Origin of the sequence: Nonomuraea sp. 10N515B, from assembly GCF_052245915.1 — a bacterium.
Lineage (GTDB): Bacteria > Actinomycetota > Actinomycetes > Streptosporangiales > Streptosporangiaceae > Nonomuraea.
In genome coordinates, this window is the sequence record NZ_JBQQBQ010000027.1 from 71,530 (window position 1) to 87,496 (window position 15,967).

11 protein-coding genes and 3 pseudogenes are annotated in these 15,967 nt (G+C 68.1%); 5 read left to right on the forward strand and 9 right to left on the reverse strand.

The features are described 5' to 3' along the window. Window positions 1–89 precede the first annotated feature (89 nt). The 3 genes from ACTWQA_RS33330 to ACTWQA_RS33340 all read right to left on the reverse strand — a co-directional run bounded on the left by ACTWQA_RS33330 (window position 90) and on the right by ACTWQA_RS33340 (window position 3,514). Complete coding sequence (locus tag ACTWQA_RS33330; protein ID WP_443162962.1) at window positions 90–1,172, reverse strand: alpha/beta hydrolase family protein; 1,083 nt, start codon at window positions 1,170–1,172, stop codon at window positions 90–92. Then, the gene (gene mhpA / locus ACTWQA_RS33335; RefSeq protein ID WP_443162963.1) at window positions 1,169–2,743 is read right to left on the reverse strand and encodes a bifunctional 3-(3-hydroxy-phenyl)propionate/3-hydroxycinnamic acid hydroxylase MhpA; all 1,575 of its coding nucleotides are present in this window, start codon (window positions 2,741–2,743) and stop codon (window positions 1,169–1,171) included. Before mhpA ends, ACTWQA_RS33330 begins: the two co-directional genes overlap by 4 nt. Before the next feature lie 114 nt (window positions 2,744–2,857). Further along, window positions 2,858–3,514, reverse strand: coding sequence for a TetR/AcrR family transcriptional regulator (locus ACTWQA_RS33340; RefSeq protein ID WP_443162964.1), 657 nt, complete (start codon window positions 3,512–3,514; stop codon window positions 2,858–2,860). A gap of 222 nt (window positions 3,515–3,736) precedes the next feature. On the opposite strand from ACTWQA_RS33340, the gene ACTWQA_RS33345 reads away from it, so the two are divergent. The 4 genes from ACTWQA_RS33345 (at window position 3,737) to ACTWQA_RS33360 (ending at window position 8,634) form a co-directional block, all read left to right on the forward strand. Next, window positions 3,737–4,984: an MFS transporter gene (locus ACTWQA_RS33345; RefSeq protein ID WP_443162965.1), complete on the forward strand. Its 1,248-nt coding sequence runs from the start codon at window positions 3,737–3,739 to the stop codon at window positions 4,982–4,984. 267 nt (window positions 4,985–5,251) lie between these two features. Continuing rightward, window positions 5,252–6,445 (forward strand): cytochrome P450, encoded by a 1,194-nt coding sequence (locus ACTWQA_RS33350; protein ID WP_443162966.1) that lies wholly within the window; start codon window positions 5,252–5,254, stop codon window positions 6,443–6,445. Between the two features lie 46 nt (window positions 6,446–6,491). Then, entirely contained in the window at window positions 6,492–7,325 is an 834-nt protein-coding gene (locus tag ACTWQA_RS33355) for an SDR family NAD(P)-dependent oxidoreductase (protein ID WP_443162967.1), read from the forward strand. A 52-nt stretch (window positions 7,326–7,377) separates the two neighbouring features. Then, window positions 7,378–8,634: an alpha-hydroxy acid oxidase gene (locus ACTWQA_RS33360; RefSeq protein ID WP_443162968.1), complete on the forward strand. Its 1,257-nt coding sequence runs from the start codon at window positions 7,378–7,380 to the stop codon at window positions 8,632–8,634. A 139-nt stretch (window positions 8,635–8,773) separates the two neighbouring features. Here the strand turns inward: ACTWQA_RS33360 and ACTWQA_RS33365 are convergent. From ACTWQA_RS33365 to ACTWQA_RS33375, 3 genes and pseudogenes are all read right to left on the reverse strand, one after another. Then, window positions 8,774–8,932 (reverse strand): annotated as a pseudogene (locus ACTWQA_RS33365) (IS5/IS1182 family transposase); the annotation flags it as partial. 440 nt (window positions 8,933–9,372) lie between these two features. After that, entirely contained in the window at window positions 9,373–10,833 is a 1,461-nt protein-coding gene (locus ACTWQA_RS33370; RefSeq protein ID WP_443162969.1) for an aldehyde dehydrogenase family protein, read from the reverse strand. A 17-nt stretch (window positions 10,834–10,850) separates the two neighbouring features. Beyond that, complete coding sequence (locus tag ACTWQA_RS33375) at window positions 10,851–12,344, reverse strand: carotenoid oxygenase family protein (RefSeq protein WP_443162970.1); 1,494 nt, start codon at window positions 12,342–12,344, stop codon at window positions 10,851–10,853. Window positions 12,345–12,491: 147 nt separating this feature from the next. On the opposite strand from ACTWQA_RS33375, the gene ACTWQA_RS33380 reads away from it, so the two are divergent. Next, window positions 12,492–13,040, forward strand: a complete 549-nt coding sequence (locus ACTWQA_RS33380; protein ID WP_443162971.1) for a MarR family winged helix-turn-helix transcriptional regulator — start codon at window positions 12,492–12,494, stop codon at window positions 13,038–13,040. A gap of 107 nt (window positions 13,041–13,147) precedes the next feature. Here ACTWQA_RS33380 and ACTWQA_RS33385 read toward each other — a convergent pair whose 3' ends face one another. From ACTWQA_RS33385 to ACTWQA_RS33395, 3 genes and pseudogenes are all read right to left on the reverse strand, one after another. Then, window positions 13,148–14,011, reverse strand: coding sequence for an NAD(P)H-binding protein (locus ACTWQA_RS33385; protein WP_443162972.1), 864 nt, complete (start codon window positions 14,009–14,011; stop codon window positions 13,148–13,150). A 264-nt stretch (window positions 14,012–14,275) separates the two neighbouring features. Then, window positions 14,276–15,637 (reverse strand): annotated as a pseudogene (locus ACTWQA_RS33390) (transposase); the annotation flags it as partial. A 35-nt stretch (window positions 15,638–15,672) separates the two neighbouring features. Beyond that, a pseudogene (locus ACTWQA_RS33395) lies at window positions 15,673–15,960 on the reverse strand (integrase core domain-containing protein); the annotation flags it as partial. Between the last annotated feature and the right edge of the window lie 7 nt (window positions 15,961–15,967).

Below are 15,967 nucleotides of genomic sequence, written 5' to 3' on the forward strand. Positions count from 1 at the left end.
GGTGTCGCGCAACATCCGATATGCCTCACTTGGGAGCGTCGAGCACGGCATCGCCGTAGCGGTCCACATCGGGCACCGGCGACGCTGTGTCATCGGGTGATCAGGTGGTCGGCGAACCAGTCGGCGACGATCGCGTCGCGTTCGGCGGCGTGGTTGTAGAGCGTGTGCTCGCCGTCCGGCCAAATGCGTAGCTCCCCACGAGGGCCGGCAGCCCGGGCGAAGGGTTCCTGCAGCGACGGGTCGGAGACGAGCGGGTCGAGCCCGCCGTGCAGGACCAGGGTCGGGCAGGCGATCCGGTGGCGGACCGGGTCGAACCGCAGCGCGTCCAGGACGCCGGTCAGCCGGGCCTCGCTGTCGGTGCCGAACGCGGCGGCGAACTGGGCGCGGGCGGTGCCGAACGGCGGCAGGCGCGTGGTGGCGGGTGCTCCGTTGACCACGCAGGCGCCGACCCGCCCATCGCGGGCGGCGAGGTGGGCGGCGAACAGCCCGCCGAAGCTGTTGCCCTGCACGCCGACGGCGTCGCCGAGCCGCGGGTCTTCGGAGACGACATCGAGGAAGCGGGCGAAGCCGTCGGCGACGTGTTCGTCGATGTAGAGACGATCGGTCAGGCGTGGCTCACCCTGCCCGGGCCCCTCGGCCAGCAGACACGCCACCCTCCGGGCGGCGAAGGCGTCGGCGGCCCGCAGGTAGGCCGCGCCCCAGCCGCTGAGCCCGCCCCAGACGACGACGGTCGCGTCCGCCGTCCCGGCCGGTGGCAGGCGCAGCCAGCCGACGAGGTGTCCGTGCCGGTACGGCACCTCGACCCGTTCCATCGGTGGCTCGCTCAGCTCGGCGACCCGGCCGGCCAGCGCTGCGAGGCGGCGGTAGAGCTCCTGTTTGAGCGGCGTGTCGTCGTTCTCGGCCATCTGCGCGAACAGCGCGGCGCCGACCGCCCATCGGGCGGACTTGACGGCGGTGAGCCGGTGCCCGGCGGCCAGCGCGGTCTCGGCCGCGCGGGCACGGTGGTCGGCCAGTTCGCCGGCGTGATCGGTCCAGGACCGGCCTTGGGCCGTCTTGGCCAGCAGACTATGGGCGTCGGCGGGATTCATGCCGTAGTCGACCAGCCGTGTGTAGGGCATCGCCTGGTGCTGCGCGGCGACGGTCTGGTCCAGTGCCTCCGGTGACGTGGTCATGCGGACACCGCCGAGCGAGCGGCCGGCCAGGCGATGCCGACACGCAGTTCGTCGACCAACGCGGTGAGCTCGGTGGCATCGGCAGCCGCGCCGAACAGCACGAAGTCCGGGCGCGCGAGATAGGCGACCGCGCCGAGCTCATGCAGGTGCCTGCCGTACACGCCGTCCTCGTCGATCACGTCGTGGCCGAGCCTGACCATGCGGCAGCCGAGCTCGGAGAGGAAACCCCGATGCTCCGGTGACAGCACCGCCGCGACGTCGATGGCGGAGACCAGGACGAATCCGCGCCCCACCACGTCGTCGAACCGCCCGGTCAGCTCGCCGGCGGTCACGCGACCCTGCGGCACCAGGCCACCGGTGGGCGGGGTGACGGTGCCGTCGGGCTGGTGGTGGAGCACGCCGTCGGCGAGCGCGGGGATGGTCGGGGGCGGCGGTGCTTGCCCGGCACGGAAAGCCGCGTCGCGCTGGGCGGCGGCGTCCGGGTCGTGGGTGTTGGCGATCGCGCCGAGCCCCATCGCCATGTGCGTGATGGCGGTGGCGTGCGGCCGGCGCTCCAGCTCGTAGGTGTCCAGAAGGGACTCGTCGGCCAGGCCGCGCAGCACCAGATCGAGCTTCCAGCCGAGGTTGAACGAGTCGCGGATGCCCGAGCAGGCCCCTTGCCCGAGGTAGGGCGGCATGGTGTGCGCGGCGTCCCCGGCGAGGAAGACCCGCCGTTCCCGCCAGCGGCGGGCCACGCGGGACTCGAAGGTGTAGACGATCTGCCGGATGATCCGCACGTCCTCCGGCCCCAGCCCATGTGTCTGCGCCAGCAGCCGCCACGCGGTTTTCGGCCGCTCGAACTCCTCCCGGGACTCGCCGGCCAGCAGCGCGAACTCGAAGCGCTGCCGGTACTCACCGATGATCATGTACATGTGACCGCGGGCCGGATCGCAGTACTGCTTGGTGGTGCGGAACTCCGCCGGTACGGGCCGTAGCCACTCGGTGTCGAAGTTGAGCCAGCGCTCGTTGAAGCCGAAGTCGTCGCGTTCGATGCCCAGCATCTCCCGGATGGCGCTCTTGCTGCCGTCCGCCGCGATCACGTACCGGGCGCGCAGCCGCCGCTGCTCCGCATCAGCCCCCTCCGTGGGTTTCCACGGCGTCAGGGTCAACTCGACGCCGGTGGCGTCCTGGGCGAGCGCGGCCACCGACCAGCCTTGCCGGATCTCCACGTTGGGCAGGGTCCGGATGCGCCGGTCGATCGAGTCCTCGACGTCAGGCTGGTACATCGAGATGTGCGTCGGGAACCCCATCGGCCCGACCGGCGCCGCGGGCATTCGGAGCAGTTCCTCCTCACGTCCGTTGACCCACAGGTACTCGGTCGGCGTCGAGTCGCGCAGGGCCTCGTCGACGTCTCCGGCAGCCTGCACCATCCGCGCGGTTTCGTCATCGATGTGGGTCAGCCGCGGCAGCCCGTACAACGACGGCCACCGCTCGCACACCACCACCCGGTGTCCGGCTTGGCCGAGCATCGAGGCGGCGACCAGGCCGGTAGGTCCATAACCCACGACGGCGACATCGAAGATTTCGTCCACGCCAAGCACCCTTCGTGCGCAAGGAGACCGCACGGCGGTCATAATGTGATGTGAGGTTCACATTATGAGGGGCCCTTGTCAAGAGTGGTCGCGCTGTCCTCGCCGCCCCGCTGCCTATGCGTCGTCCGCCGGGCTCAGCAGATAGGCGGTGACGGCCCCGCGCAACTGCTCGATCAGCTCGGGCCAGGGCAGGGGGCGCGCCGACTCGTGGTACTCGCCGTGGACGACCCGGTGCATGCAGGTGGCGTAAACCAGGCGATGGGCGAAGTCGATCGCCGCCTCGACATCGGGGTGGTGCCGGAGAGCGGGCGCGGTGAGCATCACCGTGTCGCGGAAGGTCCGGCCACCCTCGATGTTGGACGCCGCGGCCTGTTCGAACACCATGGGATTGCGGGTACCCAGCAGCACGAACTCGCGCAACAGCGGTGCATGGAGACGGAAGGTCTCGGCCACCCCCCTTACCGCGGAGGCGATCACCTCGGACGGCGGGGTCGCCGCGGTGAGGCCGGTGTCGGCCACCCGCTCGCGGAACTCGGCACGCAGTTCTTCGGCGAATCGAGCCTGGATGGACAGCAGCAGTCGTTCCTTGTCACCGAAACGGCGATACACGCTGCCCACCGATACTCCGGCTTCCGCCGCGACCGCGGCCACGGTCAGTTCCTCCGCCCCGCCCTCCTTCAACAGCCGTGTCCCCGCAGCGAAGATCCGGTCCTGGGTCTCGCGGCTGCGTGCCTGAAGGGCGGGCGGCGGGGATACCGGATCACTGCTCACCGCTGAAGTATAACGGCCCTTGACAATCCCGAATTCCAGATGAGATTCTCCGTTCACATTTTCCGCGGACCGGTCGTTACATAGGCCTTGAGGCCTTCACCACCCCCCGCTGGGTCACCTCGCCACCAGCAAGCCCACTGCCTGTTGGCGCGCTCGCGAGACTCCCGGCACAGCCACCACACAGCGAGGTGGTCCATTGTGACCAAGGCAAGAAACAACGACATGTCAGACGCACAGCAGGACCGAGCGGCATCCGAACGAGGCGAACGCAAGGCAGGGCTCGCCCAGCTGGTGCTCCTTCTGGCCGGGATCTGCATGCCGGTCCTCGGCGTGACCATCATCGCCCCCGTGATGCCGCAGATGGGACAGCACTTCTCCGGCACCCCGGGCAGCGACATCCTGGTCCCGATCGTGCTCACCGTTCCCGCGCTCATGATCGGCTTGACGGCGCCGTTCGCTGGATTCTTCGCCGACAAGGTCCACCGCAAACGTCTCCTGCTGATCGGGATGGCCGCCTATACTCTGGCGGGCACCGCGCCGCTCTACCTCGACTCACTGGTCGCGATCGTGGGCAGCCGGGTAATCCTCGGGGCCTCGGAAGCAATGATCCAGACCTGCTGTCTGACCCTGATCGGAGACTACTGGTCCGGAAAACAGCGGGCGAGGTATCTCGGCCTGAACACGCTCGTCGCGGGGCTCGCCGGGACGCTCTTCATCGCCCTCGGCGGCCTGATCGGCGTTTCCGGCTGGCGGGCGCCCTTCTGGCTGTACGTGACGCCGGTGCTGCTCATCGTTCCGATGGCCAAGCTGCTGTGGGAGCCGGCCCGCTCCTCCGCGCAGGCCGCGGGAGCGCGCCTGGAGCCACTGTCCCGTGACCTGATCGTGCCCTGCGTTGTCACCCTGTTCGGCGGCGTCGTGTTCTACGCGCTGATCGTCGAGCTTCCCTTCGTCCTGAACGGGATCGGCTTGACGTCGTCGGCGGCCGTCGGCGGCATCAGCGCGATCATGGCGCTGGCCAACGCCATCGGCTGCGGACTGTTCACCGCGCTGTCCGGCCTGCCGGCGAGAGTGCTGGTTCCGCTGGAGTTCGGCGGTACCGCCGTCGGTCTGGGGATCGTCTTCGCGGCCGGCTCGGTGCCGGTGGCGACGACCGGTGCAGTGATCACCGGTTTCAGCACCGGGCTGCTGCTACCGACGCTGCTGGTATGGGCCGTCAACCGGTTGCCCTTCGCCCAGCGCGGCCGGGGCAACGGCTGGTGGCTGTCGGCGCTGTTCGTCGGGGAGTTCTTCTCATCGCTCGTCATCGCCGGCCTCGGCGCCGTGGCGGGAGGTCTCCAGCCTGCCCTCGCCATGCTCGCCGTTCTGTCCGTCGCCGTGGGCGGGATCGTCTTGTTGTGGCAGCGTCGAGTGGCCGAGCCGCTCGCCACGCCCGCGGCGACCGCGCCGTCGAAGAATCCCGCAAGCGCGTAGGACACCCGCTTCCTCCGAGTGGCGCGTTCGTCGGATCGTATTGGACGAACGCGCTGCTCACCGACGGTGGACCGCCCCGACCTCACCGATCGGTCAGGAGTCTGCCGCGGCGCGGATCGCGTACAGATCGCTATGACCCTTGACCATCCCGGCCCACAAAATAGGGGTGTGCGTTCACATTTCCGGCGCAAGCCGCTACCAGAACGACATCGCACAGCGCGAGGACGATTCACCCTCCCGCCGAAACCCTAAGGGACGGAGCCAACGATGACCGCCACCCCGGCTACCGCCGACAGCCCGTACGATCCCCTGAAGCTGATCGAACGCGATTCCATCCGGCAGCTCGCCGAGGCACGCGAGCGCTGTCCGGTATCCCAGCCACGGCCGGGAGTGTTCGTCCTCACGCGGCACGCCGACGTGAAGGACGCGCTCCGGGACCCAGCCACCTACTCCTCGAAGGACAACTTCGTCCTCGACGGAGGTACGCGGACGGCGGACCTGCCCGCCACGCCCATCACGCTCCTGGATCCCCCTGCTCACACCGCGCTGCGTGCCCGGCTCCGGAAGTGGTTCGCCCCTTCCAGGCTCCGGCGGGAGGAGCCGCGCATTCGCGCGATCGTGTCCGACGCTCTCGCGCACCTGCGTCCCGGGCAGCCGCTCGAGGTGTGGTCGACACTCGGCCGCACGATCCCCGCTCGCACGGTCTATGCCTTCCTGGGCCTACCCGAACAAGACTGGGATCGGATCCAGGGATGGTCCGACGTCATCAACGACAACTTCCCGCAGGTCTCGTTCGACATGCCGGAGATGGCGGCACTGGCGGGCTACCTCGCGGAACTGGTCGCCAGCCGGGCCACCGCCTCTGCCACCGGGACGGGTGTGCTCGACGGATTGGTGCATCCGCAGCCTGACGAGGAACCCCTGCAGCCGGCCGAAGTCGTCATGCATTGCATCCAGCTGATTCTGGCCGGGACGGACACGACCGGAAGCCTCATCACCAACCTGCTGTACGAGCTGCTCGTCGAGCCCGATCGATGGCAGCGCATCCTCGACGACCGCAGCCTCATACCGGGCGTGATCGAGGAGTCGCTGCGCCACGACGCGCCCCTACAGTACGTGCTGCGCACCGCCACCGCCGACAGGGAGTTCTCCGGCTGCCCGGTAAGAGGCGGAAGCCGGGTCGCGCTCAGTCTCCAGTCGGCGAACCTCGACGATGAAGCATGGGGCGACGACGCGGCGACGTTCTCGCTCGACCGTGAGACCGGACAGGCGACGTCGGTCGCGTTCGGTCATGGCATTCATACCTGCCTCGGGGCCCCGCTGGCGCGCCTCGAGACGCGGTCGCTCGTCGAGGCCCTGGCAGAGCGCTTCCCCGGGATGCGCCTCGCACCGGACTACGTCTGGCACCCCGCCCCGCGGTTCATGGTCAGGAGACCCGCCCGGCTGGACATCATCCTGTAGCCCCGCCACCCGACCTCCTCAACCCGAACCGACAGAAGGGAAGACCATGCGGCAACTCAACGAACGCGTCGCCGTTGTCACCGGCGGAGCCAGCGGGATCGGCCGGGGCCTTGTAAACCAATTCGCGGCCGAAGGAATGAAAGTCGTCATCGCCGACATCGAGAAGGGCCCGCTCGACCACGCGGTGAGCGAGGTCGTCGCCACAGGGGCCGAGGCGATCGGCGTGGTGACCGACGTAGCCGACAGGGCCGCGGTGGAAAACCTCGCCGCGGCGACGATGGACGCCTTCGGAGCGGTGCACGTCCTGTGCAACAACGCCGGAGTGGAGACCGGCGGAGCGTTCCAGGACATCCCGCTCGCAGGCTGGCGCTGGGTGATCGAGGTCAACCTCTTCGGCGTCATCCACGGCTGCCAGGTCTTCCTGCCGCTGCTGCGCCAGCAGGAAGAAGGCCACATCGTCAACACCGCCTCCGTCGCCGCCTTCGACACCGGCACGCCCACGATGGCGCCATATACGGCATCGAAATGCGCTGTCCTCGGCCTGTCCGAGAACCTGGCCCTCGAACTCCGGGCCGCAGGCGCACACATCGGAGTGTCGTTGCTGGCGCCGGGCTTCGTGCGGACTCGGATACCGGACGCGGAACGGAACCTGCCCGCGGGCGTTCCCTCAGCGAACGATGCGACGCGCAAGAGCGTGCTCGACTTCATGGCCACCATGATCAAGACACAGGGCCTGGATCCCGCCGCAGTCGCCGAGCACGTCGTCAAGGCCATCCGGGAGAACCGGTTCTACGTGCTCACCCACCCCGACATGGCCTTGACGCCCATGCGCCGGCGGTTGGCATGGATGGAGTCAGGCGACATGACCGAGAACCTTTAGCCCGGCACTGAACCAACCGGCCGCCACCGCGCCCTGGCGAGGAAAGAGGACAGTGAAGACCCACCGTCGTGTGCCCGCATACCGTGACCTGGCCCCGCTGCTGCGATTCCGGAAACCGCAGCTGAACCCGCGGACGCGGCGACTGGCCTCCGCCACCACGATCGCGGACCTGCAACGCATCGCGCAGCGTGTCACGCCCAAGGCGGTGTTCGACTACACCGACGGCGCCGCCGAAGGCGAGGTCTCCCTCGCCCGCGCACGACAAGCCTTCTCCGACATCGAGTTCCACCCGGACGTGCTCAAGAACGTGTCCGTTGTGGACACCAGCCGGGAGGTCCTCGGCGGCACCTGCGCACTGCCCTTCGGTATCGCCCCGTGCGGGCTCACCCGCATGATGCATACCGAGGGGGAGCGCGCGGGCGTGACCGCGGCTCAGGCCGCCGGCATCCCCTTCACCCTCTCCACCATGGCCACGACCTCGATCGAGGACGTCGCGGCCGCGGCGCCGGACGCCCGGAAGTGGTTCCAGCTGTACATGTGGACCGACCGCGACCGATCCCTCGCTCTCGTCGAACGCGCCGCCGCGTCCGGCTTCGACACACTGGTGATCACCGTCGATACCCCCGTCACGGGCGCGCGACTGCGCGACGTCCGCAACGGCCTGACCATGCCCCCCACCCTCACCGCGCGGACCGTCCTGAACGCGGTCCCGCGACTGAGGTGGTGGATCGACCTCCTCACCACCGAGCCGCTCGCATTCGCCTCCCTCGACCCCTGGCCAGGCACGATCGCCGCGCTCGTCGACACCATGTTCGACCCTACGGTCGGTCCCGACGAGGTCCGCCACGTCCGCGAACGCTGGCACGGCAAACTCGTGGTCAAAGGCGTCCAGACGATCGAGGCCGCCCGCCAGGCCGTCGACCTCGGCGCCGACGGTATCGTCCTGTCCAATCACGGCGGTCGCCAACTGGATCGCGCCCCCGTCCCCTTCCACCTCCTGCCCGACGTCGTCACCGACCTCGGCCACCACACGGAGGTCCTCATCGACACCGGGATCACCACCGGCGCCGACATCGTGGCCGCCGTCGCCCTCGGAGCGCGTTTCACCCTCGTCGGCCGCGCCTACCTCTACGGCCTCATGGCGGGCGGCCGTGCGGGGGTCGACCGCGCCGTCGACATCCTGCGCACCGAGATCGTCCGCACCATGCAACTGCTCGGCGTGGCCTCGCTCGACGAGTTGACCCCCGGCCACGTCACGCAACTAGTCCGGCTGGTCCCGAGGGACGCCCGACACCTCCGGCACGCTTGAGCAACCACCAACGGCGGCCCAGTCGATGGCGTCACAGCGGGACATGAGCCGTAGGTTTGCGGCTGGTCGCTGTATCCGACGGACTCTGAGCCGTTCCGGGTTTCGTGAAGGCCCTGGTGTGCCCCGAGTTCGGCGTAGGTTTGCCCTTGCGCCGGTAGACCAGCACCAGCAGAGCCTGCTGACCGGGGTTGAGCACCCGCCACAGCAAGCCGATCGCCTTACGGCGTCGCCGGATCAGGCCGACGACGTAGCTGAGGGTCTGACGCGACACATCGACGGCAGCACGATAGAACAACACCGGAAGCTCCTGGTGGCGACGGTGTGGATTGTGGTGATCAACCGTCTACCAGGAGCGTCTTGACGTCACCGGCCGAACATCCGTCCTGCCGGTCACTATCTCCCCGGCTGCGAAGTGAGCACAGTCATTCGCAGAGAACTCGGCGAACCACTCCAGGAACGCGGCGGCAGAACCTGCGGATCGCTCCCGGACGAGTCGGCGTCCAGGCGATGCTGAGCGGTGTACTCAGCGACGACGCCAGGCGTCTCGTCTTCGACCACGCGATCCTCAACCCCCAGGGGAGTGCCATCGCGAAGATGACCGCCACCTCCTGCAAGATGGCGGTTTTCTCGTTCCGCCGGTTAACTGCCGGACGGCTGCGCCGCCCGGGTTCCCTTCAGGATCCTTCGGCCGACCAAGCAAGTCGAACACCCGTCCGGAGGCAGCACGCCAGGCGGGAATCAGAAGGGGTAGGCAGGGATCTCGCTTTGGGCGGTGACCCACTGGACTTCGGTGAATGCCTCCAGGTTGCCCTGGATGCCGCCGAAGCGGGCCCCGGTTCCGGAGGCCCCCAGGCCGCCGAAGGGTGCCACGGCTTCGTCGGAGACGGTCTGGTCGTTGATGTGGACGGCGCCGACCGGGAACTTCTCGGCGAGTTCCAGGGCCCTCAGGCCGTCGCCGGTGAGGATGCCGAGCTTGAGTCCGTAGGGGGTGGCGCTCGCGAGGGCGACGGCCTGATCGAAGTCCTCGTACGCGGTGACGGGGGCGACCGGTCCGAAGACCTCGTCGGCGTAGGCGGGCGCGGCTGGCGGCGTGTCTGCGAGGACGGTGGGGCGGTAGAACAGTTCCTCGTACGTGCCGCCCACGGCCAGCCGGGCACCGGCGCTGATGGACTCGGTGACCATGCGGTGGATGCCGTCCCGCTGCCGTGCGTCAATGACCGGGCCGAGGGCGACCTCGGCGATGGCGGGGTCGCCGACGGGGAGGCGATCGGCATGCTCGGCGAGGGCCGCGGTGTAGTCGGCCGCGATGGCCGCGTCGACGAGGTGGCGGCCGGTGGTCATGCAGATCTGGCCCTGGTGCATGAAGGACCCGAAGGCCCCGGCGGAGACGGCTTTGTCCAGGTCGACGTCGGAGGTGACGATGAGCGCCGAGTTGCCGCCGAGTTCCAGGTGGGCGCGCTTGAGGTGCTCGCCGGCGAGCCGACCGACGACGCGCCCGGCGCGGGTGGAACCCGTGAAGGAGATCACCCGTACCAGCGGGTCCGTCACCAGTGCCTCGCCGACATCGGAGCCGCCCGGCAGCACGGACAGCACCCCTTCGGGCAGCCCGGCCTCTTCGAAGACGCGGGCCAGTGTCACTCCGCCGCACACCGCCGTCCTCGGGTCCGGCTTGAGGACGACGGCGTTGCCCAGGGCCAGCGCCGGGGCGACCGACCGGATCGAGAGGATGAGGGGGAAGTTGAAGGGAGAGATCACGCCCACGATCCCGGCCGGGACACGGCGGGCCAGGCTGATGCGCGGCTGGGCGCTGCGCAGCACCTCGCCGGCCGGGTGTGAGGCTATAGCCGCGGCCTCGTAGCACTCCTGAGCAGCAGTGGCGGTCTCCAGGGCGGCCTTGGCCCGGATGGAGCCGGATTCACGGATGATCCAGTCCTGGATCTCCGCCGCCCGTTCCTGCCACAGGTCTCCGGCCCGGCGCAGGACGGCTGCGCGCTGATCGTAGGGCAGGGCCGCCCATTCCTTCTGCGCCTCGGCGGCCCGGGCGGTCGCGACCGCCACATCGGCGGGGGTGGCCTGTCCGAGGCGGGTGAGTTCCTTGCCGGTCGCGGGTTCGGTGACGGCGTAGTCGCCGCCCGTACCCGATGTCCAGCCGCCGATGCGGATCCGGGACTGCCAGACGGGTTCGTTCAACCAGCTCATGTTCGTGCCTCCTGGAGTCAGCCGGCCTGGACGAGGTGCTCGGGAATCCAGGCCCCGTGGATGCCGCTGCGCAGGCGAAGGGGGAGATGGAGGGTGGCGAGAGGACCGGCGGCCAGATCGGTGCTGTCGAGGATGAGCAGGTCGTTCAACATCGTGGTCCAGTTGTTGGCCAGGGCCAGGAGATAGCCGTCGCCCTCGGGGGCGTCGTCGCTGCGGGGCACGAACACCGGCTCCTGGAAGGTGAAGTGGGCGGGCAGGACGTACTGTCCGGTGGCCTGCTGCTTGTCGAAGTCATAGCGGAGTATCGAGTTGAGACCCTGTACGACGTTGCCGCCCTTGTGCTCGTCACCGAGGACACGGGCCCCGGTGAACCCGATGCGGTGCCGGCCCGTTTCTGCCCGGTCGTCGATGAGCGGGAATTCGGCGAACTCCGGCTGGAGCACCCGCTCTTCAAAGCTGTCGCCGTCGTCGGCCGCGTAGTCGGCCGTCCAGCGGGTGATCCTGGGCACGCCCTTGGTGACGTCATATACGTTGCCGAGCAGGTCGGGATACATGAACGGGGCTGACTGGCTCTCCGAGACACAGCCGTCGATGTGGATCGTGGTGCCTTCGTTGTAGGCGTTGAAGTAGTGGTAGGCATACCGGGCCGGGCCCCGGTACCAGCGGATCTCGTCGGCGGAACCGTAGCGGGGCATCACTCCGAGGTAGGTGTCCTTGGACGGGTCCCACATCCAGTGCGGTCCACCCGCCTTGAGCCGGTCGAGGTCGGTGGTGGTGGGCTGGACAGGGAAGACCACATAGTCCTGCGTGACCACGAAATCGTGGATCAGACTGGTGTACGGGGCCTCGAACCACACCTCGTGCAGGACCCTGCCGTGCGCGTCGATGACGTAGTACGCGATATCCCGGCTGGTCAGGCCCTTCGCCTCGTACCCGAAGGCGAACATCTCACCGGTGACCGGGTCGGTACGGGGGTGGGCGGTGAAGGTCGGGCTGGTGACCGCCCCGTCGAAGTCCCATTCCCCATAGGTCTCCAGGGAGTCGGCGTCGACCCAGGTGGCGCGGGCGTCCTCCTTCAGGACCAGGAGCTTCCCGGCGTGGAAGACGACGTTGGTGTTCGCCGCCCCCCGGCTCTTGCCCGCCACGGTGAAGTGGTCGGTGTAGGGGTTGCGGTAGGCGCCGAACAGCGAACGGCGGGCGGCGCGTTCCAGCTTCAGCTTCTCGGTCTGCACGTAGCGGCTGCGGTAGTCGACGTGACCGTCGGCGAAGGTGAACATGCGCAGCATGCCGTCGCCATTGAAGTCGATATCGTTGCCCGTGCGGTTGGGGAAAGCGGGGTCGGGAGCGATCTGATAGTAGCGACCGCGCAGGTCGCGGGGGATCTCCCCGTCGGCCTCGATCTCGAACAGGTCGGCCTCGACGCGCGAGGGGGTCTCCCAGCCCGAGTAGATCAGCTGGTCGGGAAACCGCATGCCCGCGCGGCTCGGGGAGGACGTAGACGGCGCTGTCATGGAATACCCTCCAATAGATAGCTAGAAGTCTAGCGACTTAAGATGCAATAGAAGGCTTGCGGATCCGACATGTCAAGACAGTGGAGGGTACAAGATGAATCGTGAGGCTCTTGTGAGGGTGCTGGTGACGAAGGCAGGGTGGTGTCCGTGACACAAGATCCGGCCGCGCGGCGCCATGGCGAACGTCTGGCCGCCGCCTCTGGCTTTGACCTGCCCGACGTCGACCCCCACCTGGCGTCCGCGTCGGTGGGCTTCAACCTGGTCCGGGTCGCCAAGAAGATCGAACGCGACGTCGAAACGAACTTCGCCCGCCCGGCCGGGCTGACCTTCGCCGGCTTCCGGCTGATGACCACGCTCAAGTACGGCGGTCCGATGTCCCCGCGCAGACTCGCCGACCTGCTGAGCGTCTCCACCGCGAGCGTCACGTCGGCACTGCACACCCTGGAACGGGCTGGCCTCCTCACCCGAACGCCCCAGCCCGACGACGGACGCATGCTCGTCGTCGCCCTCACCGAGCGGGGCGAGTCCGTCATCGACGAGTTTCTGCACTGGTGGACGACGAATCGTGAGAAGAGCTGGCTGGAGCACCTGACTCCCGACGAGGAGCTCACCCTCGCGCGCCTGCTCGCCAAGGTCTCCCGGCACCAGCCCCAGCCGCTCGCCGAACCACAGCCACGGCTGGTTCCGCCGCACTGACGCCCCAGCGTGAGGGCGCCGGTCAAGCGGGGCCGTGGGGCGGCGGGAACCGGACACGGCGCGTCAGCCACCGTACCGGTCCCCACTCCGCGGATCCGGCAGGAACCTCAGCCTTCCAGCGCTTTGAGCGCCTCCGCGATGGAATCGGCGATCGGTGCGGTCGGACGGCCGATGAGGCGCGAGAGATCGCCGGTGAGGACAGCCAACTCGCCCTTCGCGATGGACACGTCCACACCGACGATGGAGGCGACGAAGGGACCGGGCAACCCCGCATCGGTGAGGATGCCGCTGAGAGTCTCGACGGAGACGGGGTTGTAGACGATCTCCCTGCCGGTCTGCCTGCCGATCTCGGCCGCGAACTCGGCGAAGCTCCACGCCTCGTCGCCGCCCAGCTCGTACGTCTTGTTCTCGTGCCCCTCGCCGGTCAGTACCGCGACGGCAGCGGCGGCGTAGTCGGCGCGACTGGCGGAGGCGACCCGGCCCTCCCCTGCGGATCGCACCACGGCACCGTGCGCCAGGATCTGGGCGAGCTGCTGTGTCTCGTTCTCGTGGTACCAGTAGTTGCCCAGCAGCACATACGGCACGCCGGAGTCCCGGATGATCTGCTCGGTGGCACGGTGGTCGTCGGCGATGGAGGACTTGAGGGTGGCGGCGGTGCCGGTGTAGGCGAGAAGCGCCACATCGGCCGCCTTGGCGGCGTCCGCAACGACCTTGTGCTGGGCGACACGGTCCTTGTCCATCTCGTTGCTGGAGATCAGCAGCACCTTGTCGCCGGCGGAGAACAGGCCGTCGAAGGTCTCGGGAACGTTGTAGTCGGCGACCGCGATCCGCACCCCCCGCGCCGCGAGGTCAGCGGCCTTCCCCTTGCTCCGCACGACGGCCGTGACCTGATCGACCGGAACCTTCTCCAGTAACCCCTCGATGACGAGACGGCCGAGATGGCCGGTGGCGCCGGTGACGATGATGCCCATGACTGGAACTCCTTCTTGGTAGGTACGCAACTAACCCTATTCAGGGTACTAACTTTTCGCTAGTACAATCCAAATGAAAGTTACTCTCCATCAGTGGCCACCCCTTACCGCCTGGGCGCGTGTCCCCCACCACCCGAAGCCCAGCGCGGCGAAGGAACCGCATCGCGGTCGAGGCCACCGTCTCCATTGACAGCAGGTGCCGAGTCTCCTCGCGGGCAGGTTCGGGGCCCTAGCGCCCGCCAGGGAGCCGAAAGCGCTGCTCGGTCATACGTCGCCGAGGGCGCCGATGTCCAGCCGCGCACTGAGGTCGAGGCGTACCTCACCATAGGGGCGCACGTGGAGCCAGAACAGCGGGGTCAGACCACGCCGGTCGATCGTAGTGAGCTTGGCGGCCCATTTCGGGTCGGCCAACACGTCCTGCAGCATCAAGGTGTTGACATAGACCAGGGCCGCCTGCAGGATGCGCAGGCATAGCGCGGTCATCTCCACCTCTTCGCGCCGGTTGGTGGAGATCTCCCCGCCCCGGCCATAGCAGATCACAGCGTTGGCGCGGTTCCACGCCTCGACCACGTTGAGCCCTTCCTCGATCTCCCGCTGTAAGTCGCGATCGCGCAGATAACGAGCGACGAAGGTGGTACGCGCGGCACGGCCGATCTCTAACAACGCCTGGTAAGCGGGATGACCGGCCGAGCGGGTGAACCGCGACAAGATGGCCTCAGTGGAGGCGGTGCGCGTGCGAATCGCCGTGGCGTACTTGATGACCTGGTCGTAGTTCTCCTTAATCAGGTTCCAGCGGATCGGCCGGGTCATCGCCGGTGCGAGATTCGAATACAGCGCCAGGTCGCCGTGAGAGGCTTGGTAGAGCTGGACGTGGTTGATCCGCTTGATGCGCGGCAGCAGGTCCACGTTCAGCAATCGGGTCACCGCGAAGCCGATTTCCGATTCCCCGTGCGAGTCGACGTAGTTGCCTTCGACCTTCATGGTGGTGCCATGCCGGATAGCGCCCTCCACCATCGCGGCGACCTCGGAAGCAGATGCTTTCAGTGTCTGGGAATGGACAACCACCGAACCACGCTCAACGTGCCAGTACACCAGCACGCCCCGACCTCCGTAGCGAGAGTGCCACTCGGTGAACAGATTCTGATCCCAGGCCCGGAAATGCGTGGAGTCGGAAGCCACTGCGGTAGAGCCCTGCCCCCATACCCCGGCGTCACGGCTGGCAAAGGTGGCATTGGCGATTTCGATCGCGATCGTGCGTGCCACCTCGGGGACCAGGTAGCGGCGCCGCACGTAGCGCAAGTCCTCCTCGGTGTGGTGGTGTGCACCAGAAATCACCGATCGGATGCCGCAGTTGGTGCCGTAAGCGTAGATGACCAGCATCAGCCGTTCGGCGAGCACCTCTGGATCCAACTGACCCGTACCGATCACCGAGGTCGCCTTGGTCAGGCAACCGGTGCGCAGGACAGCTTCCTTGAGGATATCGATCAACGGCACAGCCGACCAACGGCGAGCCACCTCGTTCTTGATCCGACGCAGATTGCCGGGCTCGGGCGCGGCCTCGATCGGAGTGAGCTTGATAGCGCCGGTCCTACGCTCGGCGATCTCCAACCAGTCCAAGGTCGGGAGGGTGGGGGCTCACCCCATGATGTGGACACCAACTGTCATGCGGCGAGTAGCACCTTATCGGAGCGCCGCTCATACTCGTTCGGGCTGAGGTAGTTCAGGCGGGAATGCCTCCTTCGGGTGTTGTATCGGGTGATCCATCGGAAGACGGCCAGGCGGGCCTCGCGGGCCGAGGACCAGCGCCTTGCTCCGCGCAGCGTCTCGCGCTTCAGGGACGCGTTCAGCGCCTCGGCAGCGGCGTTGTCGGCGCTCGTCCCGACCGCGCCCCGTGACTGGATCACGCCAAACTCCGCGCAGACGGCGGCGAAGTCGGCCGAGGTGTACTGCTTGGGT

Bases quoted from the DNA above. Each gene is read 5' to 3' on its own strand.
- ACTWQA_RS33370 (WP_443162969.1), bottom strand. From the start codon at position 10,833: ATGAGCTGGTTGAACGAACCCGTCTGGCAGTCCCGGATCCGCATCGGC.
- ACTWQA_RS33375 (WP_443162970.1), bottom strand. From the start codon at position 12,344: ATGACAGCGCCGTCTACGTCCTCCCCGAGCCGCGCGGGCATGCGGTTT.
- ACTWQA_RS33355 (WP_443162967.1), top strand. From the start codon at position 6,492: ATGCGGCAACTCAACGAACGCGTCGCCGTTGTCACCGGCGGAGCCAGC.
- ACTWQA_RS33385 (WP_443162972.1), bottom strand. From the start codon at position 14,011: ATGGGCATCATCGTCACCGGCGCCACCGGCCATCTCGGCCGTCTCGTC.
- ACTWQA_RS33350 (WP_443162966.1), top strand. From the start codon at position 5,252: ATGACCGCCACCCCGGCTACCGCCGACAGCCCGTACGATCCCCTGAAG.
- ACTWQA_RS33330 (WP_443162962.1), bottom strand. From the start codon at position 1,172: ATGACCACGTCACCGGAGGCACTGGACCAGACCGTCGCCGCGCAGCAC.
- ACTWQA_RS33345 (WP_443162965.1), top strand. From the start codon at position 3,737: ATGTCAGACGCACAGCAGGACCGAGCGGCATCCGAACGAGGCGAACGC.